Genomic DNA, 20,433 nt, shown 5'->3' on the forward strand with positions numbered 1-20,433 from the left:
TCCACCAGAACAACAAAGAGACCCTGACCATGGCACTGACCCGCGAACAGATGGCGCAACGCGTCGCACGTGAACTGAAGGACGGCTACTACGTCAACCTGGGCATTGGCATTCCTACCCTGGTAGCGAACTACGTACCCGCCGATATGGATGTGATGCTGCAATCAGAAAACGGCCTGCTCGGCATGGGCGAATTCCCGACCGAAAGCACCCTCGATGCCGACATGATCAACGCCGGCAAGCAAACCGTCACCGCCCGCCGCGGCGCCTCGATCTTCGATTCGGCACAGTCGTTCGCCATGATCCGGGGTGGCCACGTCGACCTCACCGTGCTGGGTGCCTTCGAGGTCGACGTGCAAGGCAACATCGCCTCGTGGATGATCCCGGGCAAGCTGGTGAAGGGCATGGGCGGTGCAATGGACCTGGTGGCTGGCGCCGAGAACATCATCGTCACCATGACCCATGCATCCAAGGACGGTGAGTCCAAACTGCTGCCACACTGCAGCCTGCCGCTGACCGGCGCCGGCTGCATCCGCAAGGTGCTGACCGACCTGGCCTACCTGGAAATCGAAGACGGCGCCTTCATCCTGCGCGAAACCGCGCCGGGGGTAAGCGTTGAAGAGATCATCGCGAAAACCGCCGGCAAGTTGATCGTGCCGGATGACGTGAAGGAAATGACCTTCTGATTCAACGGGCTTCATACATTCCCCTGCAGGAGCAGCTTTGGGCTGCGAAGGGGCCAGTGCAGGCATTCATATAATGTTTGTCTGTACTGGCCGCTTCGCAGCACAAGGCTGCTCCTACAGGGGTTTTGTGTTTTGGCTGATTTATCCGATAAAACCAATAAAAGGAATTCAACTGTGGCCGCTGAAATCCAAGACAGCCGTTCTGCGCGCTTTGCCTTGCGCTGCTCCAACTGGGCCGAACGCTGGTTCCCCGATTCCTGGGTGTTCGCCGCCCTGGCGGTGCTGCTGGTGTGTATCGGTGCCCTGGCCATGGGCGCCAAACCGACCGACACTGCCAAGGCCTTTGGTGACGGTTTCTGGAGCCTGATCCCGTTTACCATGCAGATGGCCTTCGTGGTCATTGGCGGTTATGTCGTGGCCAGCTCGCCTCCGGCCGCGCGGCTGATTGATCGCCTGGCGCGTATCCCCGGCAATGGTCGCTCGGCAGTGTGCTGGGTAGCCCTGATTTCGATGCTGGCTTCCTTGCTCAACTGGGGCCTGTCGCTGGTGTTCGGGGGCCTGCTGGTACGCGCCCTGGCGCGGCGCACCGAACTCAAGATGGACTACCGCGCCGCTGGCGCGGCCGCCTACCTGGGCCTGGGTGCAGTGTGGGCGCTGGGCTTGTCATCGTCGGCAGCGCAACTGCAGGCCAACCCGGCCAGCCTGCCTCCGTCCATCCTGTCGATTACCGGGGTAATCCCGTTCACTGAAACCATCTTCCTCTGGCAGTCCGGCGTGATGCTGTTGGCGTTGGTGCTGGTCTCGCTGGTAATCGCCTATGCCACGGCCCCTGGCCCGAACAGCGCGCGCAGTGCCGAAGACTGTGGCGTCGACCCCAGCTTCACAGCGCCACCTGCACCGCAGCGCACGCGCCCGGGTGAGTGGCTGGAGCACAGCCCGATCCTGATCTTGCTGCTGGTGGCCCTGGCCGCTGGTTGGCTCTACCAGGAGTTCGCCACCAAGCCGGCGATTACCGCGATCTCCGGGCTGAACACCTACAACCTGTTGTTCATCATGCTCGGCGCCTTGCTGCACTGGCGCCCACGCAGCTTTCTGGACGCTGTGGCGCGCGCCGTACCGACCACCACGGGTGTGCTGATCCAGTTCCCGTTGTACGGGTCCATCGCTGCCATTCTCACCCAGGTGAAGGGCGTCGATGAACAGACGCTGGCCCACCATATTTCGCTGTTTTTCACCCAGATTGCCACCCACGACACCTATGCCGTGCTGATGGGGGTGTACTCGGCCGTTTTGGGCTTCTTCATCCCTTCGGGCGGTGGCAAGTGGATCATCGAAGCACCGTACGTGATGCTGGTGGCCAACGACCTGCAGTACCACCTGGGCTGGGCGGTGCAGATCTATAACGCTGCCGAAGCCTTGCCGAACCTGATCAACCCGTTCTACATGCTGCCGCTGCTGGGCGTACTGGGGCTCAAGGCGCGCGACCTGATCGGCTTCTCGTTCGTGCAGTTGCTGGTGCATGTGCCGTTGGTGCTGGTGTTGCTGTGGGCGCTGGGTACGACGCTGCAATACGTACCGCCTGTGATGCCATGAAGGCAGGGCCGCTGTGCGGCCCATCGCCGGCAAGCCAGCTCCCACAGGCCCGGCTGACGCTGTATGTGTGGAACCTGGCTTGCCCGCGATGGGCTGCAAAGCAGCCCCAGCATTTCGCCGGCAGTCCACGTATCATGGTCAGGCTGACTCAGCCTGGGAAACCCGCGTCACATGTCTATCCGATTGAAACTGCTGCGTAAGAAACTGGGAATGACCCTGGAAATGCTGGCCGAAAAGACCGGCATGACCAAAAGCTATCTGTCCAAGGTCGAGCGCGGCCTGAATACACCCTCGATTGCTGCCGCGCTAAAGCTGGCCCGGGCGTTGAACGTGAATGTCGAAGAGTTGTTCGCCGAAGAGCAGGCTGGCCCGAGCCGCTACAGCCTGGTGCGCCACGGCGAACGCCAGGCCCTGGTAGGCGACGGGCAAGGGCCTGGCTATGCAGCCCTGACCAGCCAGGTCGGGCAGCGCAGCCTGTTGCCGTTCCTGATCCAGCCGCCGTCCGAGTTCAGCGACCCCACGTTCAAGGAACACCAAGGCGAGGAATTCCTGTTCGTGCACGCCGGCCAGGTGGAGGTGGATTTCATGAACGAACGGGTGCTGCTGGAGCAGGGTGATGCCTTGCATTTCAACGCCCAGACACCGCATCGACTGCGCTCGGTAGGTGCCCAGCCGGCGCAATTGCTGGTCGTGGTTCACCACGCAGACGAATAAAACCACGGGGCAGGGCACGCCCTACCTGTGTTCTCATCCGTGAAACGCAGCCGCCATCGCATCAGCCCGCCTTTGCATCTTTTGCATGTCGGTATTTTGACGAATACCGCCATCGCCCATTGAATTTTATTATGGTGTCGGATCATTGACGTAGTGTCATTGTGCCCATAAGCTCAAGTCAACAGCGAAACAACTCCCGCCATACTGTGCAAATAACTAATTGATTTTCCTCATTTCAGGAGGGGCGTATGCGCACGACTCTGATTATCAAATCGATGTTCTTGCTGGTGTTGCTGAGTGGCGCTGCGCGTGCGGCAGATTCGTATGTAAACCAAAACAGTATCATCCCTGTTTCAACCGCCGGCTGGTTGTTGGCCTTCGCTGTTGTCGGCTTTGTACTGGTCGCCAACAGAAGAAAAATCTGAGCCTGACCCGCTCCCTGTCAAAGCGAGCGCAGGTTGTTGCAAGCCGGGGGCTGGCTTGTGAATTTCCCAACCGTTGCTATATTCCCAGTAGCCCTTCAAAGGCCTTGGTTGCAGGGCACTGCAGCCCACATGTACGGCGTCAAGGTTGGGGCCTCCAGGAAGGTCGAGGCCATCGCGGTGGGTTCAAGCCGCGAAGCGGAGCGAGAGTTGGTGTGCTGTTCTCATTCAGTGCTCTTTTTCGGGCCATTTGGCCGGAGGGACCCTCATGATGCGTTCATTGATAGCCGCATTCTGCGTGCTGGCCGTGTGGTCCAGTGCTGGCAACGCCGATCAGAGTGGTACGGCTTACCTGCTCAGCCCTGGTGATGTGGTAATGGTTTCGGTGTGGCAGGAAGACAGCCTGCGTCAAGAAGCCACCGTACTCCCCGATGGCAGCATCACCTTCCCCTTGGCCGGGCGCATCAATGTTGCCGGCCTGGATGTAACGGCAGTTGAAAAGCAAGTGGCTGCCAAACTCGACAAATTCCTCCCCGACCCAAACGTCAGCGTTGTCGTCAAGAGCATCGCCGGCAACCTGGTCTATGTACAAGGCAAAGTGATCAAGCCGGGCCCCGTGCAAATGGCGGGCCCTACCGCAGTGCTTCAGGCGCTGAGCATGTCGGGCGGGCTGGACAAGTTTGCTGACGAAAGCGATATCAAGGTGGTCCGCGGTACTGGCGCTTCCCAAAAGATCCTGCCCGTGCGATATAAGGACCTGGTGTCTGGGCGGGACATGTCCACCAACATCCAACTTCAGGCTGGCGACACGCTGGTCGTTCCTTGATCTTGCCTTTAATAAGAACACTTAATGCCTCTTCTCAGAACAACAAGCATTGCAACGGCAATCATTGTCTTGCCGTTTACGGACGTGGTACTGGCGGCAAATTGGCAGTCTACGGTGGTGGTACCGACATCCGTTGAATATGACAGCAACCCTTTGTTGCTGACATCGGGGGAAAAGGGTGTAACGCGCACGATCATCGCGCCGGATTACACCCTGATCGGTACCTTCGATCAGGATGAACTGAGGTTGGGGCTGGGCATGCATGTATTGCGCTCGTCCGACACGGATGTGGTAGATGACCGTGAGGACCCCGATATCAGCCTGGGCTGGCAGCGCACCACCGAGCGTGGGCGTTTCGGGCTGGTGGCACGTTACAACGAAAGCTCGACGCTGTCGGGGACGGTGCTGGATACCGGGGTCATCACCACTGACGGTACGCAAAAGCTCTACACCCTGACCGGCAACTGGAGCCAGGCGGTGACCGAGCGTAGCACCCTGAGCAACGAAACCACGTACAACCGTGCCCGTTATGACATCAGCTCGCTGACGGGCTACGACGAACTGGCAAACGTATTCACCTGGACCTACGCCTGGAGCGAACGGGCCGATGTGTATTCCCGTTTCGGTGCCCGCCGCTATGAGCCCGAGCAGGACCTTACCGCGACCGCCTCCAACAGCTACACCCCGGCAGTCGGTATCAAGTACCAGCTTGCCGAAGGCCTGAGTGCCGATGCCCACATTGGCGTCAACGAGGTGTCTGGCGACGGCGGCGGCCGACGCGGGGAGGGTGGGGTGGCATTGCTGTACACCGGCACGCGCGCCGACGCCAGCCTGACCGCCGAGCGCAGCACGGTGGCCAGTGCCGAAGGCGGTTTCGCCGAGCTGGACCAGGTGCGTGGCGTGTGGAGTTATGCCGTTACCGAACTGGCGCGGGTGGGCGCTGACGCGGCCTGGCAAGACAGCAAAGGGCAGAGCCCTAACACACTGCAGACTTACAGCGTTTGGGCCAGCCGCCAGTTTTCACCGTACTGGGACTTGCGCCTGTCGCTCATGTACAAGGAACGGCAACAGGACCGAGCGCCCGATGCAACCGCGACGATCGTTGGTTTGACGTTGACGTACAGGTACCCCGACATCTGAACTTCAGGCAGGTGGCCCAATGAAGTCTGACTACGAACTCTCCATCAGAGATTACATCGCCATTATCAAGGACAGGGCCCTGGTGTTAGGGGTGAGTGCCGTAGTCATACTTGCCGCGACCGTGGCTGTCGCGTTGATGGTGCCGCCGATTTACCAGTCGACCGGCACCATTCTCGTGGAATCGCAACAGATTTCCCCTGAGCTGGTATCGACCAACACCACCAGCTTTGCCGATGAGCGCATCGAGGTGATTCGCCAGCGGGTGATGACGCGCGAGAACCTGCTGCGCATCATCGACAAGTACAACCTGTTCGCCGACAAGCGCTTGAGCGAGTCCGACAAGATCGACCAGATGCGCAATGCCATCGTGGTCGAAACCCTCACCACGTTCGTGCGCGGGCGGGGCGAGGCGACGGTTGCGTTCAATGTGTCCTTCGAACACAAGCAGGCGCAAGTCGCCAAGGAAGTGGCCGACGAACTGGTCACGCTGTTCCTCAACGAAAACCTCAAGCAGCGCACCGAGCGGGCCAACGAAACCACCGAGTTTCTTACCCAGGAGGCTAACAAGCTGGGCGCGGAACTGGCCAGCCTGGAAAACCAGCTGGCCGACTTCAAGCAGGCCCACGCCAATGCCTTGCCAGAGCACCAGACCCTGCGCATGAACATGCTCTCGCGTTCGGAGCTGGAGTTCCGCGAAGTTGACCGTGACTACAAGGCCGCCCAGGAAGAACTGCGCTACCTGGAGCTGGAACTGTCTGCGGCCAATGCTGGCCTTGCTACCAAGGTTACCGAGGGCACCAAGCCAGCCAGTGCTGACCAGGCTCAGGACCTGCCGAGCCTTAAAGCCGAGTACGCCCGGTTGCTGACCCGCTACAAGGATGCCCACCCGGATGTGGTGGCGATCAAGCGCAAGATCCAGGCGTTGGAAGCCAGTGGTGGGCGTACGGCCACGACGTCCACGGTCAGCCTCGACGTGGCGCGCGTCCGGGCCAAGATGAGCGCTGCCCAGGAACGTATCAGCTCGCTGGCCGATCAGAAGCGCGAGCTGACCCGAAAGATGGAAGGCTACGAGGCCGAGATCCTCGAGGCGCCGCAAGTCGAGCGTGGCTTGGTGACGTTGATGCGTGACCACGACAACGCGCGCAAGAAATACGAAGAAATCCGCGCCAAGGAAATGGGCGCTAAAATTACCGAAAGCCTGGAGCAGGAGAACAAGGCCGAGCGCTTTGTACTGCTGGAGCCACCGCTGATGCCTGAAAAACCGATCAAGCCTAACCGCAAGAAGATCGCGGCGCTGGGCCTGGTGCTGGCACCGGCAGGCGGTGGTGCCTTGGTGATGCTGCTGGAAATGCTCAACCAGCGCGTGCGCGGCGTCGGTGCGCTGGAAAACCTGCTGGGCAAACGGGTACTGGTGGCAGTGCCCTACATCGATACCAGAGCGGACGTGGCCAGGCGCAAACGCTGGCGGAACTGGCTGATCCTGGCGGCACTGGCGTTGGTAGCTATCATGGTAGTGCTGGTGCACGTCTTCTACATGCCACTGGATGTGCTGTTGTTCAAGGTCATATCTCGGTTTGCATAGGGAAAGCAGTGATGGACAGGACCAAGCCGGCTGTTGGCAACAATATTCACCAGGTTACCCCGGGTACCCCCCAGGCTTTATCACCTCCCCCTGGCACGGCACTGGCGGAGGTGCCTGGGCAGTTCGACTATGTGAATACCAAAGTCGTGCCGCTGCGGGCTGACCACCTTGAGCGCCACCGCATCGTGGCGTACAACAAGAACTCCAACATGAACGGGCCCATCGACCTGCTGCGCACGCAGGTGCTCAGGGCCATGGAGGAGAATGGCTGGCGGACCCTGGCCATCACCTCGCCAACGCCTGAGGCCGGCAAGACCGTGCTGGCGATCAACCTGGCCATGAGTATCGCTCACCACACCACCAAAACTGCCTTGCTGGTGGATTTCGACCTGCGCCGGCCCAAGGTCGGCAGCTGCCTGGGCCTGCCCATGGAGCAGGCGCTGAACGAGTTCCTGACGGACAAGGCCGAGCTGCAGGAGTGCCTGGTCAACCCGACTTTGCCACGCTTCGTGGTGCTGCCGACGCGGGTGCCGGTGCCGATGTCGACCGAGATGCTGTCGTCGCCCAAGGTGAACAACCTGATCAGCGATTTGCGCAACCGCTACGAGTCGCGCATCTGCATTTTCGATTTGCCGCCGTTGCTCAGCTCTGACGATGCGATCACCGTGATACCCAAGTTTGATTGTGTGCTGCTGGTGGTGGCCAACGGGATGAACAACAAGAAGGAAATCGAGGACTGCCTGCATCACCTGGCCACGGTGAACCTGATCGGGACGGTACTGAACAAGGCTGACGAGCAGCCGCGAACCTATTATTAAGGTTCGAAATTTTGGGGCTGCTTTGCAGCCCCCATAGATCTCAGCCCTGATGCAGGCTCCAGGGATACTGCAACTCCCACTGCCACGCATGCCGCACAATCTGCTCCAGCGAAGCAAACTCCGGCCGCCAGCCCAGCACTTGCAGCGCCTTGCTTGCATCCGCCACCAGCCGTGGCGGGTCGCCGGCACGGCGCGGCGCGTCAAGGGCATTGATGTGCCGCCCGGTCACCGCCCGGGCTGTATCGATCACCTGCTGCACCGAAAAGCCCAGGCCATTGCCCAGGTTGAAAGCAGTGCGCTCGCCACCCGCCAGTAAATAGTCCACCGCCAACGCATGCGCCGATGCCAGATCGGCCACATGCACGTAGTCGCGGATACAGGTGCCATCCGGGGTATCGTAATCCCGGCCAAATACCGTTACCGCCTCACGCCGGCCAGAGGCGGCCTGCAGGATCAGCGGGATCAAGTGGGTTTCCGGCTCGTGGCGTTCACCCAGCTGGCCATCCGGGTCAGCACCGGCGGCATTGAAGTAACGCAGGCATACCGACTTCAAGCCATACGCCCGGTCGAAGTCCTCGAGAATCTGCTCGACCATCCATTTGCTCAGCCCGTAGGGGTTGATCGGCCCTTTGACGTGCGCTTCATCAATCGGCACGTACTGCGGGTTGCCGTAAACGGCGGCACTGGAAGAAAACACCAGATGCCTGATACCCGCATTCACCATGGCCTGCAGCAAGGCCAGGGTGGCTGCAACGTTGTTCTGGTAGTACTTGCCGGGTGCGCTGACCGACTCGCCCACCTGGATGAACGAGGCGAAGTGGAACACGGCGTCGAAATGACAAACGCCGAACAGCACGTCCAGGGCCGCTTCGTCGGCGATATCGAGCTTGGCCCACTGGATGCCGGGGCCAGGCCAAACCAGGTCCGCCACCACTACCTCATGGCCGGCACCGAGCAGGTGCTTGACCATGTGCGAGCCAATGTAGCCCGCGCCACCCACTACCAGAAATTTCATCCGCACCTCCTGGAATCTGCTGTTTACAGACGCAGTGAACCGTCCCTGAAACGTGCAGGTGGGATGATCAGCTACAGGTGACCTGAGCGTAGATGGCCCTATGCCCTATTTCAAGAACAGCCAGTTGGACATGTAGTTGCTGTCGAAGGTAATGCTGTAATGCCCATCCTTGTACGCCACCGGCAGTGTCTTCAGCTGCGCCTGTGCATCGCGGGCGAACAGTTTGAGGCCGGCAGGTGCCTTGATGATCACGCTGCCTTCAAGCGGTTCGACGTTGAACGGCGTCGTGTCATCGGCCTTGGGCATGGCACGTGTCCCCAGTGACAGCAGCAGCTCACGCGACTGGCCCAAGGGCTTGCCGTCCAGGCTCTGTACCGCGACGCTGGCGTAAGGCGTTTTTGTCTGTAGCTGAACGGCCCCCAGGCTGATCGAGCGGCCACCCAGCCAGCCGGTGGCGGCCTGGGTCAGTGGCGTATCGATGGTGTAGATGCCTTGTTGCCAGTTGCGCTTGAGCTCGCCGGTGTCGGTGACCGATTCAGTGGCATCGGCGGCCAGTAGCGATTGCCCCGGGTCCTGAAGCACTTGCGCGCCAGAGGGGATGGCGGCAGGTTTCAGCCACGGCAGTTCTGGTGTTGGCGGCAGGGCAATCTGCAGTTGGCCCTTTTCCATGGCTGTGCGCAACAGTACCGAACTGCGCGGGGTGATCTCCTGGTTGTAGAGGGTGGCGGGCGTTGGTGCGAATACGTAGCGGGTAGTTGCCGGCTTGACGTCCCCACGGCGGTAGAGCAGGGCGGCAGCGGGCAGGGTGGCGATCATCGCCGGGTCGTTGTACGCGTGCCAGTTGTCCGCCGTGCGCCAGCCCGGGTTGAACCCTTGCTGGCTGTACGCGTACTGCATCATGGCGTCCCAGCCTTGATGGCTGGCGGTGCCGGCTACATACAGCGGCAAAGAATGGCGGTCGGGCAGCGGGAACGGTTCGGCGTTCCACTCGGTGACGGTTAGCGGTTTGCCGACCACCTGGGCGGCGGCGATCCAGTCGATCATGCCGTCGCTGGTCAACGGGTTCTTCTCCAGCTGGCCAATGGCGCCGTAGCTGTGGGCATCGACGACATCGCCTGCGGTCAGCGCCGGCAGTGCACTCAGGCCATTGCCGCCCCAGGTGCTGGTGGTGGCGATCGGCACTTTCACGCCCAGGCCGCGCAGGTGGGCGATCATGTCGGCGTTGAAGCGCTGCTCCAGGTCGTTCAGGAACAGCTTCGACGGGCCGTGCTCCCAGGCGCGCCAGGTAAGGTCGGCGGGAAGGTCATGCTGCCTGGCGAACGCTTTGGCTGCGGCCATGTAGCGTTCGCTGTGGCGCGGTACATCCTTGTTCGGCATCAGTGCGTTACCGTAGTGCTGGGTGAGATCGTTTTCGTTGGTGATCAGCACGGCGGCGATGGCGGGGTCGTCTTTGTAAGCCAGGCCGGTGTATTCATTCACATGGGTCAGGTACTGCTCGGCGAACCGCTTCATCGCTTTCTGGATACTGTCGTTCACGTAGGCGTAACCCTTCAGGTCGACGCGACCTTCCTTCTCGGGCAGCTCACCGAAGTCATCAATGTTGTCGTTGGCGGTAAACGCACGTTGCACGTGCATGTCCAGCCAGATGTAGATGCCTTCGTCCTTGAGTGCCTTGATCCACAGGTCGAGCTTGCGCAGCGACTCGGCGCTAAGTTGCTGGGTATCGCGCACCAGGGTGCCGTCGCCAAATACGTTCGGGCTCACCCACGGCGAATCGTGGTGGTGCAGGCGCACCAGGTTGAAGCCCAATGCCGACAGGCGCTTGGCCTGTTGGCGAATTTCGTCGTCGGGGCTCTTGAACAGCGAGTAGGCAGACAGGTTGGTACCCCAGAAGCGCACCGGGGTGTTGTCTTCAAACATCAACTGTTCGCCGACTGCCTTGACGAAGCCGCGCTTGCCGGCGGGCTTTTCTGCCGCATTGAGGAACGACAGGTCCACTGGCGAGGTGCGCCAGTCCAGCTGGTCATCGGGCCAGGTGGCGGGGTCGGCCAGGCCGAAACGCTCGGTGGGCGTAGGACCCAGTTCGATGTCGCCGGTAACGTTGAGCACCGCCTTGAGCTGCTGGCGGCCGGCGCTTATCGGGTCTTTGTAGAGAAACGCACGCAGCTCGGACGGGTTGCCGCGCTCGAAATAGACCTTGGCCAGTGGCGGATCGAAGCGCATCTCGACACGCCGGCCCTGGTCGGCCTTGCCCCACGACCAGCCGCGGTTGTCGGGCAGCAGTTGCGGGGCGCCCATGTCGCCCGCAATCTGCGCCGGGTCGAACTGGAACACCATGCCGCCGCCCATCACCCCGGCCTGGCGGCTGTGGGCGTTGAGGTCGAATGCCCAGCTCAGGGTTTGTGCCTGTTCCTTGCGGATATCCGCCTTCAGGTCAAAGTCCAGCTCCTTGTTCTTGCCCAACAGTGTGTACTGGTAGGGGCCATTGACCTTGAAGTCGGTGTAAAAGCCGGTCCAGCTCCAGTTGGCCGCCCAGAAGTCGAACTTGGCTTTCATCACCGGGCCGCCGCCGCGTGTCACGGTAGGCAAGCCATTTTGCTCATCGACACTGACCTGCCAGTCTGACCCCCAGCCGGTCAACGGCAGCAGGGCCAGGCCGGAAATGGCCGTAAGGCGCACGAAATGACGCAGGGTGAGCACGTTCATTGACATTACCTGGGTTGTAGGTCGGGTTCGGCCAGTTCCATGACCGGGCTGCTGTTCAGCCGGCGGACCATCTGGATGTAGGCCACGCCCAGCCCTGCGATTGACCAGTACACCACCGGGATGAAGGTGATGCTGCTGACGGTGAAGATGATCACCAGAATGCCGATCAGCGTTGCCAGCAGCACCCGCCCCAGCTGTCGTCGTTCGTCATCCTTGTCGGGAAAACTGAGCATGGCCCTGCGGATGCCCCTCAACACCACGGCAAAGAAGGCGACGAACAGACCGAGCCCGACCAGCCCGACCCGCAGCGCCAGGTTGATGTAGGTGTTGACGATGTCGATGATGCCTTCGCCCTGGATCATCGACTGCATTTCCGGGGTGTTGCGGAAGTCGAACGAGCCGAACAGCGGGTTGCGCTGGATGACGATCCAGGAGTTGTCCATCAGCCGCTCGCGGTAAGTGATGTTCTCTTTTTCGATGTTGCCGATGTAAGGCAGCAGGTCCAGCACCTTGTCGCCGCCCGGCACGACGGTCAGCAAGGGCAGCGCCAGCATGCCAGCCGCGCCGAGCAGCGCCAGGCGCCTGACCGCGCCTTTGCCCATGGCAATGAACACCACCACGATGACCACGACCCCGATCCACGGCCCACGTGACAACGGCGCGAACAGCCCGGCGGCCAGCAGCAGGGCGCCCATGGCCTTGTGCAGCGGGCGTTGCACATAACCCTGCACGAACAGGAACAGGCCGATGGCCACGCTCATCACATAACCCAGGGCAATCGCCTGGCCGGTGGTGACGCTGGCCCGCAGCGCGCCGCCGCGGCTGAGGTAACCGGACATGCTCCATGGCACGCCCATGGCGTCGATCAGGGCGCTGTACAGCAGCCAGTGGCGCACATATTCGGCCACGGCGATCAGCGCCATGACGAAAGCGGTTAGCACGAAGGCCAACAGGGTGTCCTTGAAGTCGCTGATCTGGCGCAGCCCACGGCTGGCCACGTAATACGGCAGGAATACGTCGACGTACAGGTACAGCGCCTGGCGCAGGGTGTCGGTGAGGGTGGTTTCGCGAAGGTACAGCACGCTCATCAACACCAGGCCGGCGGCCAGCAGCCTGTCGGCCCAGGTGCGGCCGAACCGCAACGTGTCAGCTTGCCGCCGCAGTTGCAGCGCGGCCGGCAGCAGCACGCAGAGGGTGAGCAGGCGGATATGGTTCAGGTCAACCAGATAGTTGACCACGCCGAACCCGGGCACCTGCACCGATGCCGGCGGAATCAGGAACAGCAGCATGTAGAACAGCGCCATGGGGTTGTGCTCACGGCGCCCGGCGAGCAACAGGATGACCGCGCCCGCCCCCAGATACAGCCAGAAGCTGTGGGAGACAAAGGCCAGCACCGTCAGCACAAACCAAAGATTGCGCCTGCGCTTGTAATCGCTGAGCGCAATGAGGTCGGTGGCAGGCCGCCGCGCCATCAGGAAGACCACGCTCGCCAAAAACAGGATGACGATCAACGCACGAAAATGTTCAGGCATCGGCTATGTACACCTTTCCCTTGGTGGGCAACGGCTAGCATCGTGGCTAATTGAAACTATAGTGACTTTTAGCCAATCAGTCAGAGATTGAAGTCATGCCGTCGATTGATGTGTCAGCCGCTGCGAGCCTGCGCAACCGGGCCCTGAGGGCCGGGTCGTGGAACCTGGTCTCGCAGGTGGCTTCTCAGGTGATGCGCCTGGGCGGCAATCTGATCATGGCCCGCTTGCTGCTGCCGGAAATGTTCGGGGTGATGGTCATCGCCACCACCGTTTCGGTACTCCTGCATCTGCTTTCCGATGTCGGCCTGCGCCAGAACATCATCCAGAGTCACCGTGGTGACGATCCGGATTTTCTCAACACCGCCTGGACCGTGCAGATCATTCGCGGCTTCCTGTTGTTTGCCCTGACCCTGCTGCTGGCCCTGGGCGCCTGGTTGGCCCAACTGGCGGAACTGTGGCCGGCGGACTCTACCTACGCCGCCCCGGTACTTCCGATGGTGCTGGCGGTAACCGGGCTGTCGGCGGCCATCTGGGGTTTCCAGTCCACCAAGATAGATGTGGCTGTAAGAACTTTCCAACAGAAGCGCGTGGTGCTGGTCGACCTGGCCTCGCAGGTGGCCGGCCTGGTGGTGATGCTGGTGCTGGGCTTGCTGACCCATTCGATCTGGGCCCTGGTGATCTCCGGCCTGGTGTCGGCCGTAGCCTGGACCGTGCTGGGGCATACCGCCCTGGAGGGGCCGAACAATCACCTGCGCTGGGACCGTACGGCGCTGACTGAGTTGATCGTGTTTGGCCGCTGGATCCTGTTGTCGTCGATGGTCGGCGTGCTGGCCATGTACGGCGACCGCATCTGGTTTGGCGCCAGCATGTCGGCGGCGCAACTGGGGGTGTATTCGATTGCCGTGCTGATCCTTGGCGCGGTGCAGACCGCGCTGATGAAAATTGTCGGGGCGGTGGCGCTGCCCGCTTTCAGTGAAGCAGCCCGGGCCGACGACAAGGAACGCCTGACAGCGCTTTATCACCGCTTTCGCCTGCTGGTCGACCTGCTGGTGCTGTTCATCTGTGGTGGTTTCCTGACCGCCAGCCCGCTGCTGATTGGCTGGATGTACGACGATCGCTACCGTGAAGCTGGCCCTATGCTGGCAATTCTTTCGCTGTCGTTCATCGTAATGCGCTATACATTGGCTCATCAGGTGTGGATTGCCCTTGGCCTGACCAAGTATCAGGCCATGGACAACATCATCCGCCTGGTCTCGCTGTGGGGGCTGCTACCGCTATTGCTGGCGATTGGTGGTGTGGAGTGGGCGATCTGGGGGGTTGCCCTGCATGCCGTGCCGACACTGGTGCTGGTCGTGTATGTGAACTGCAAACTGGGTATGTTCAGCCTCAAGCGTGAGCTGGTGGTGCTGCCGATGCTGCTGGTCGGGGCGCTGTGCGGAGCGTTGTTGACGGCCTTTTTCAACTGGCTTTGAAGCAGCGTGCTGGGTGGAACTTTCATGGGTACAGGTCACGGGATCATGGGGAAGCTCACTTTTTGTACTGCGCAGTTGGGCCGTAGAGGCTTTCTCCAGAGTTGTGTCTTGCTCGGTGTGGGTGGCGCGGTGTTTGGCGTCTCGGCGTCCGTTGCAGGCAAACCTGTCGAGCAGCCTGGGTTCGTGGTGATCAACGGTTGGGTATTGCCTTCCCGTTATTTCCGGAACGAGCCAGCATGATCAAGGACTTTCAGCAGCAGAAGGCGCTGCGCGACGACTACGATTTTTGCATCATCGGTGCCGGCCCGGCGGGTATCACGTTGGGCTTGCGCCTGGCCGCCGCCGGCTGGAACGTATTGCTCGCCGAAGGCGGGGGGCGCGAGTATGCGCCGCACTCGCAAGGGTTGTACGCGTGCGCGTCCACGGGCCTGGAGCTGTATGCCGAGGAGACCCGCCTGCGTTATCTGGGGGGCACCTCCAACCACTGGGCTGGCCGTTGCCGGCCATTCACCCCGTCGGACTTTACCGTCGGCCCGCCAGGTGACTTGCCGGGTTGGCCTATTCCTTATTCGGAGATCGAGGGCTACCTGCCGGCAGCCATGGACATCGTCGACCTGCCACCCGGCGCGGATTTTCGTGCGATGAACACCGGCCTGGATGGCGGTGACTTCGAGGCGGACCGCTTTCTGCTCAGCACGCCCACACGCTTTGCGCAAAAGTACGCCACGGCACTGGAGCAGACCAAAGGCCTGGACGTTTTCATCAACTGCAACTGCGTAGACCTGGAATTCGACAAAGGCTCTGGCCATCTGACTGCGGTGGTGCTATCCGACTACGAGCGCAATCGTCAGCGCCTGGTGGCCAGAAACTTCATTCTGGCCACCGGTGCCATCGAAAATGCCCGGCAGTTGCTCAACAGCCACACGCTGGTGGCGGCAGGCGTGGTGAACAAGGAAGGGCTGGTTGGCGGGTGTTTCATGGAGCACCTCAACATCGACCTGGGCACGTTCATCCTGAAGTCCGGGCAGGACCCGGAGCCGCGCCAGTACTACACCACCGATGCCTTTGTCGACGAGTACAAGGCCGGTAAAGGCAATGTCACTGCCGCGTTGCTGGCCGATGTGCAGACGTATGGCCGCACTGCCGAGGTCAAGCATTTTCTGGAGAACCTGGCCTGTGACATGGGGGTTGCCGGCAAGATCGCCTTCGTCGCCAAGTTCAGCTGCCCCGGCGACGGCGTGATCAGCACCATGATCGAGCAGTTCCCCAACCTGCACAGTCGCATCTCGCTGCTTGACGAGCAGGACGCACTGGGGGTGGCCAAGGTCAATGTCAACTGGGCGCTGAGCGCCGATGACCGACACACCATCAAGTGCATTGGCAGCGAACTGGCCAAGCAGTTCGCCGACATGGACCTGGGCTTCGTCAAGCTTAACGACTTTGTCTACGACACTTCGATACCACTGAAGATGGCACCGCACGCCCACCACATGGGCACCACACGCATGGCTGCCTCGCCGCAGTTCGGCGTTGTGGATGCCAATTGCAAGGTGTTCGGTACCGAGAATCTTTATGTCGCCGGCAGCAGTATCTTTGCCAAAGGTGGCGCCTCAAACCCGACCATGCCCCTGTTGCAGTTTGCCGTGCGGCTGGCCGACCACCTCGATACCAAGATGAGAGCGGCCAGCGGCGCCGCTGCGTGAAGCAGGTTGTACACGGGTTGAGTGCGCTGCGGTCAGCACCTAGAAGAACGAGACCGGAACGCCTCAGGACACTCCAGATTGTTCAGATCGCGAGGCCAGGCAGTATGAAGGGATGGATACGCAAGGCAGTGGCGCACTACGCCCATGCAACCGGGCGCGGGGGCAAGTTCTACAGGAGGTTCTGCAACCCTTCTGGTCTTGAATGGGGGGCCTATCTCGCCCGATGGGGTAACTTTCACTCAGTTGGCAGCAATTTCTTCGTCAATACAGGCTGTAAATTCCTTGACCCTTCGCTGGTACGTATCGGTAACAGCGTTGGCCTGTCCGACTGTACGTTGATCGGTCATGACGGGGTGGTTTTACTGATCGAACATCGCTTTGGCAAGCACCTGGATTCGGTCGGTTTCATTGATATCAAGGACAACTGTTTCATCGGCCATGGTGCGATCATCATGCCCCGCGTGACCATCGGCCCGGAATCGATCGTGGCTGCCGGCGCGGTGGTGACCAAGGACGTGCCGCCAGGCACCGTATTTGGTGGCAACCCGGCCCAGTTCATCTGCACCACCGAGCAGCTGATCAAACGGGTCGAGGCGCGTTGCGAAAGCTACCCGTGGATCGAACTGGTAAAACAGCGCAACGGCGCTTACGACCCGGAAGTTGAACCGCTGTTGATGGCGCAAAGGCGGCAATACTTCTTTGGGGACGGCAACAATGGCTAGCAAACCAGTGGATGTCATGGTGGTCAACTTCAATACCGCCGGGCTGCTGCAGCCGATGTTCGATGCGCTGCGCCGGGCCGACAGCGAGCGGCTGGCCAGTTACCTGGTAGTAGACAACGCATCGCGCGATGACTCGGTGCAGCGCATGGCCCAGGTGTGCCCCGAGGCACTGCTGCTGAGCAACAAGCAGAACGTGGGCTTCGGCCGGGCCAATAACCAGTTGCTGGCGCACCTGAAGGGCAAGTACGCCTTGCTGCTCAATACCGATGCCTTCGTTGCCGCCGACTCCCTGCAAAAAACCCTCGACTACATGGACACCCACCCGGAGTGCGGCGTGCTAGGGGTGCGCCTGGAAGGCCGCGACGGCGATCTGCAGCCCAGCTGCCGCTACTTCCCAACGCCGCTCAACGTGTTTGTCGGGCGTACCGGGCTGGGGCGGTTCTTCCCGGGGCTGAAGATGGTCGATGAAATGACCTGGGACCACGCCTCGGTGCGCGAGTGTGACTGGTTACCGGGTTGCTTCTATCTGGTGCGCCGCGAAGTGCTGGACAAGGTGGGCCTGTTCGACCCGCGTTATTTTCTTTATTACGAAGAGGTGGACCACTGCAAGCGGGTGAAGGAAGCCGGCTGGAAAGTCGTGTTCTACCCGCATACCACCGTGGTGCACATCGGGGGCGAAAGCTCCAAGTCGGTGGCCGAGCTGGAGGCGGCCAGCCGGCAGATCTCGTCCTACCAGATCGAAAGCGAGCTGTTGTATTTCCGCAAGCATCACGGGGTGGCGGGCCTTGCCCTGCACATGGCGCTGGTCACCCTGGGTGACCTGGTGCTGGCACTCAAGGCGCTGTTGAAGCGACGCGGCTGGGGCGCGATTCAGGCCTGCTGGCGTCATTGCCGGGCGACCTGGTCACTGTTGTTCAAGACCCGGTACGCCAGCCAACCGACAAGGTAGGTAAAGCCATGTTCGAGAATATTCGTGCCGACCTGCGCGCCCATGGCGGGGATTGGGGGGCGCAGGGCTTCTGGGTACTGCTGGTGTATCGCTTCGGCCGCTGGCGCTACACCGTGCGCCCGGCACTGCTGCGCAAACTCTTCTCGTTGATCTACAAGGTGCTGTTCAAGTTCGTGCAGATCATCACCGGTATCGAACTGCCGTGCGAAGTGGTGATTGGCCGCAACTTCGTCATCGACCATTTTGGCGGCATCGTCATCAGTGGTTATGCCCGGTTTGGCGATGACTGCCGTATCCGCAACGGCGTGGTAGTGGGCTTGAAGAATGTCGATGAACCGATTGCCCCGGTGTTTGGCAACAACGTCGATATTGGTACCGGGGCCAAAGTGCTGGGCAGCATTCGTATTGGCAACAACGTGATCATCGGCGCCAATGCCGTGGTGCTGGCCGATGTGCCGGACAATTGCCTGGCGGTAGGGGTGCCGGCCACCATCAAGGCCAGGCAGCCAGCTGCCACGGCGCCCGTCGAGTGACGCCCATGGCGGCTGCAATCGGTGTGGTGGTCATCGGCCGCAACGAGGGCCCGCGCCTGGAGCGCTGCCTGCGCTCGCTGGTAAACGGTGCTGGGAAGGTCATGTATGTCGACTCGGGCTCCACCGACAGTTCGCTGCAGCTGGCCCGCAGCCTGGGTGTGGAGGTATTGGCGCTGGACATGGCCATCCCGTTCACCGCCGCCCGCGCGCGCAATGAAGGTTTCAGCGCCTTGCAGCGGCTGCTGCCGTCGATGCAACTGGTGCAGTTTGTTGATGGCGATTGCGAGGTGGATGCCCACTGGCTGGCCACGGCGCAGCTGTTTCTCGACCAGCATCCCGAGGTGGCGGTGGTGTGCGGTCGCCGGCGGGAGCGCTTCCCGGAACGCTCGGTGTACAACCTGCTGTGCGACCTCGAGTGGGACACCCCCATCGGTGAGGCCAAGGCGTGCGGTGGTGATGCGCTGATGCGGGCAGACGCGTTTGCTGCTGTCGGGGGCTTTCGCGCCGAGCTGATCGCCGGTGAGGAGCCTGAGCTGTGCGTGCGTTTGCGGGCCAAGGGCTGGAAAGTCTGGCGCCTGGCCGCCGAGATGACCCTGCACGACGCCGCCATGACCCGCTTCAGCCAGTGGTGGCGGCGCAGCCTGCGTGCAGGCCATGCCTATGCAGAAGGGGCCTACCTGCATGGTCAGCCGCCCGAGCAACACTGGTTGCGCGAGTCGCGGCGGGCCTGGTTATGGGGCCTGGGCGTACCCTTGGTAATCGTGCTGGCCTGCCTGCTGCTGGGTGGCTGGGGCCTGCTTTTGCTGTTGATCTACCCGCTGCAGGCCGTGCGCCTGGCGCGCCGTGGTAGTAAGTCGGCGCGCGAAAACTGGCTCCAGGCAGTGTTCCTGGTGCTGGGCAAGTTCCCGGAAATGCTCGGCCAGGTGAAGTTCTTGCGCCACCGCTTCGCGGCCGGCAAATCGGCTTTGATCGAGTACAAGTGAGAGATGACCATGATGCTCGGCACCCTCGTGAAAAGCGTGTTTACCTTGCAACCGGGCTACTCGTTGCGGGCGTTGAACAACAAGTACAAGTTGATGCTGCAGATTGCCAGGCAATGGCCTGAGCTGCATGGCTTCATGCAGCGCATGACGGCGGCGTTGGGTGAGCAAGGTGTACAGCGCTTGGGCGTGGACTGCATCGGTGTGGTGCAGTGGCCTTACCTCAGCAAATCCTGGGAAGCCCCGCAGCGCCTGGCGGTGATCGCTTCGCACTTTGAAGTAATGGCCGGTCAGTTTCCGACGCTGTTACTGCTGGGGCGGGACGAAAGCCTGACGCTGTGCGAGCTGTCCAGCCATTCGCCAGGCTGCAGCCTGGTGCTGGACCGGCCGATCTGGTTCAAGCGAGAAGGCGAGTTGGTGCTGAACCTGTTTCAGGGCGACCTGCGGGTGGCTTCACTGGCGTTCACCCTGTGCCGCAGCCACGGTGAGCTGTACCTGTTCATCGGGGCCGTGCAGGGCATCCACAAGGGCATCGACAGTGAAACCTCGCTGACCATCTATCGTGACCTGACCAAGGACTTCGAGGGCCTGCGCCCGCGCAGCCTGGTGCTCGAAGCGCTGAAGTGCCTGGCCCGGGCGTTGGGTGTCGCGCACCTGTATGCCGTCAGCGATGCCTGCCGGCACCACCGGCACGCTTATTTTGGCAGCGACAAAGGCCAGGACCTTGCGGCCAACTATGACGTCATCTGGCAGGAACACGGCGCCAGCGCCTCGAACCAGGCGGACTTCTTCACCGTACCGCTGGCCCCGGCGCAGCGAGCAGAAAGCGACATTCCAGCAAAGAAGCGGGCGATGTACCGCCGCCGTCAGGCGATGCTCGACGATGTTTTCTCACGCTTGCAGGCAGCATTGCCGAGCAGCAGTCACAACCTTGGACTACAAGGAAAACAGGGGGATGCATTTGCTGTGAGTGCATCGGCAGTGGACAAACCGCCCGTAGTCGACAGCCTGAAGTGAGGGTTGGCAGGGAAGGTAGGTCA

Annotated in this window: 18 protein-coding genes; 15 read left to right on the forward strand and 3 right to left on the reverse strand. The window is 61.4% G+C overall.

What is annotated here, in order from left to right; genetic code table 11:
• Positions 1-29: 29 nt before the first annotated feature.
• The 8 genes from J3A71_RS14995 (at position 30) to J3A71_RS15030 (ending at position 7,781) form a co-directional block, all read left to right on the forward strand.
• The gene (locus tag J3A71_RS14995; RefSeq protein ID WP_016487269.1) at positions 30-686 is read left to right on the forward strand and encodes a CoA transferase subunit B; all 657 of its coding nucleotides are present in this window, start codon (positions 30-32) and stop codon (positions 684-686) included.
• Between the two features lie 174 nt (positions 687-860).
• Positions 861-2,279 (forward strand): TIGR00366 family protein, encoded by a 1,419-nt coding sequence (locus tag J3A71_RS15000; protein ID WP_016487268.1) that lies wholly within the window; start codon positions 861-863, stop codon positions 2,277-2,279.
• A 171-nt stretch (positions 2,280-2,450) separates the two neighbouring features.
• Positions 2,451-2,993, forward strand: coding sequence for an XRE family transcriptional regulator (locus J3A71_RS15005; RefSeq protein ID WP_016487267.1), 543 nt, complete (start codon positions 2,451-2,453; stop codon positions 2,991-2,993).
• 248 nt (positions 2,994-3,241) lie between these two features.
• Positions 3,242-3,418 (forward strand): hypothetical protein, encoded by a 177-nt coding sequence (locus J3A71_RS15010; protein WP_016487266.1) that lies wholly within the window; start codon positions 3,242-3,244, stop codon positions 3,416-3,418.
• A gap of 265 nt (positions 3,419-3,683) precedes the next feature.
• Complete coding sequence (locus J3A71_RS15015) at positions 3,684-4,241, forward strand: polysaccharide biosynthesis/export family protein (RefSeq protein ID WP_016487265.1); 558 nt, start codon at positions 3,684-3,686, stop codon at positions 4,239-4,241.
• A gap of 24 nt (positions 4,242-4,265) precedes the next feature.
• Positions 4,266-5,381, forward strand: a complete 1,116-nt coding sequence (locus J3A71_RS15020; protein ID WP_096426109.1) for a hypothetical protein — start codon at positions 4,266-4,268, stop codon at positions 5,379-5,381.
• 19 nt (positions 5,382-5,400) lie between these two features.
• Positions 5,401-6,963 (forward strand): Wzz/FepE/Etk N-terminal domain-containing protein, encoded by a 1,563-nt coding sequence (locus J3A71_RS15025; RefSeq protein ID WP_096426108.1) that lies wholly within the window; start codon positions 5,401-5,403, stop codon positions 6,961-6,963.
• 11 nt (positions 6,964-6,974) lie between these two features.
• Positions 6,975-7,781, forward strand: coding sequence for a CpsD/CapB family tyrosine-protein kinase (locus tag J3A71_RS15030; protein ID WP_016487262.1), 807 nt, complete (start codon positions 6,975-6,977; stop codon positions 7,779-7,781).
• Positions 7,782-7,821: 40 nt separating this feature from the next.
• Here J3A71_RS15030 and galE read toward each other — a convergent pair whose 3' ends face one another.
• The 3 genes from galE to J3A71_RS15045 form a co-directional block, all read right to left on the reverse strand.
• Entirely contained in the window at positions 7,822-8,796 is a 975-nt protein-coding gene (gene galE / locus J3A71_RS15035) for a UDP-glucose 4-epimerase GalE (protein ID WP_016487261.1), read from the reverse strand.
• A gap of 105 nt (positions 8,797-8,901) precedes the next feature.
• Positions 8,902-11,502 carry a cellulase family glycosylhydrolase gene (locus J3A71_RS15040; RefSeq protein ID WP_209952991.1) on the reverse strand — a complete coding sequence of 867 codons (2,601 nt, stop codon included), beginning with the start codon at positions 11,500-11,502 and terminating at the stop codon, positions 8,902-8,904.
• A 5-nt stretch (positions 11,503-11,507) separates the two neighbouring features.
• Positions 11,508-13,034, reverse strand: coding sequence for an O-antigen ligase family protein (locus J3A71_RS15045; protein WP_016487259.1), 1,527 nt, complete (start codon positions 13,032-13,034; stop codon positions 11,508-11,510).
• Positions 13,035-13,129: 95 nt separating this feature from the next.
• On the opposite strand from J3A71_RS15045, the gene J3A71_RS15050 reads away from it, so the two are divergent.
• The 7 genes from J3A71_RS15050 to J3A71_RS15080 all read left to right on the forward strand — a co-directional run bounded on the left by J3A71_RS15050 (position 13,130) and on the right by J3A71_RS15080 (position 20,410).
• On the forward strand, positions 13,130-14,506 hold the full coding sequence (locus J3A71_RS15050) for an oligosaccharide flippase family protein (RefSeq protein WP_016487258.1): 1,377 nt from the start codon (positions 13,130-13,132) through the stop codon (positions 14,504-14,506).
• A 236-nt stretch (positions 14,507-14,742) separates the two neighbouring features.
• Complete coding sequence (locus tag J3A71_RS15055; RefSeq protein WP_096426106.1) at positions 14,743-16,209, forward strand: GMC family oxidoreductase; 1,467 nt, start codon at positions 14,743-14,745, stop codon at positions 16,207-16,209.
• Positions 16,210-16,313: 104 nt separating this feature from the next.
• The gene (locus tag J3A71_RS15060; RefSeq protein ID WP_016487256.1) at positions 16,314-16,931 is read left to right on the forward strand and encodes an acyltransferase; all 618 of its coding nucleotides are present in this window, start codon (positions 16,314-16,316) and stop codon (positions 16,929-16,931) included.
• Positions 16,924-17,880, forward strand: a complete 957-nt coding sequence (locus J3A71_RS15065) for a glycosyltransferase family 2 protein (protein ID WP_096426105.1) — start codon at positions 16,924-16,926, stop codon at positions 17,878-17,880. Before J3A71_RS15060 ends, J3A71_RS15065 begins: the two co-directional genes overlap by 8 nt.
• 8 nt (positions 17,881-17,888) lie before the next feature.
• Positions 17,889-18,413, forward strand: a complete 525-nt coding sequence (locus tag J3A71_RS15070) for a serine acetyltransferase (protein WP_096426104.1) — start codon at positions 17,889-17,891, stop codon at positions 18,411-18,413.
• A 5-nt stretch (positions 18,414-18,418) separates the two neighbouring features.
• A complete protein-coding gene (locus J3A71_RS15075) occupies positions 18,419-19,396 on the forward strand; it encodes a glycosyltransferase family A protein (protein ID WP_016487253.1) in 978 nt (325 codons plus the stop codon).
• A gap of 9 nt (positions 19,397-19,405) precedes the next feature.
• Complete coding sequence (locus tag J3A71_RS15080; RefSeq protein WP_024717499.1) at positions 19,406-20,410, forward strand: VirK/YbjX family protein; 1,005 nt, start codon at positions 19,406-19,408, stop codon at positions 20,408-20,410.
• Positions 20,411-20,433: the final 23 nt, after the last annotated feature.

It is taken from the genome of Pseudomonas sp. PvP089, from assembly GCF_017875165.1.
Taxonomy (GTDB): domain Bacteria; phylum Pseudomonadota; class Gammaproteobacteria; order Pseudomonadales; family Pseudomonadaceae; genus Aquipseudomonas; species Aquipseudomonas fortuita.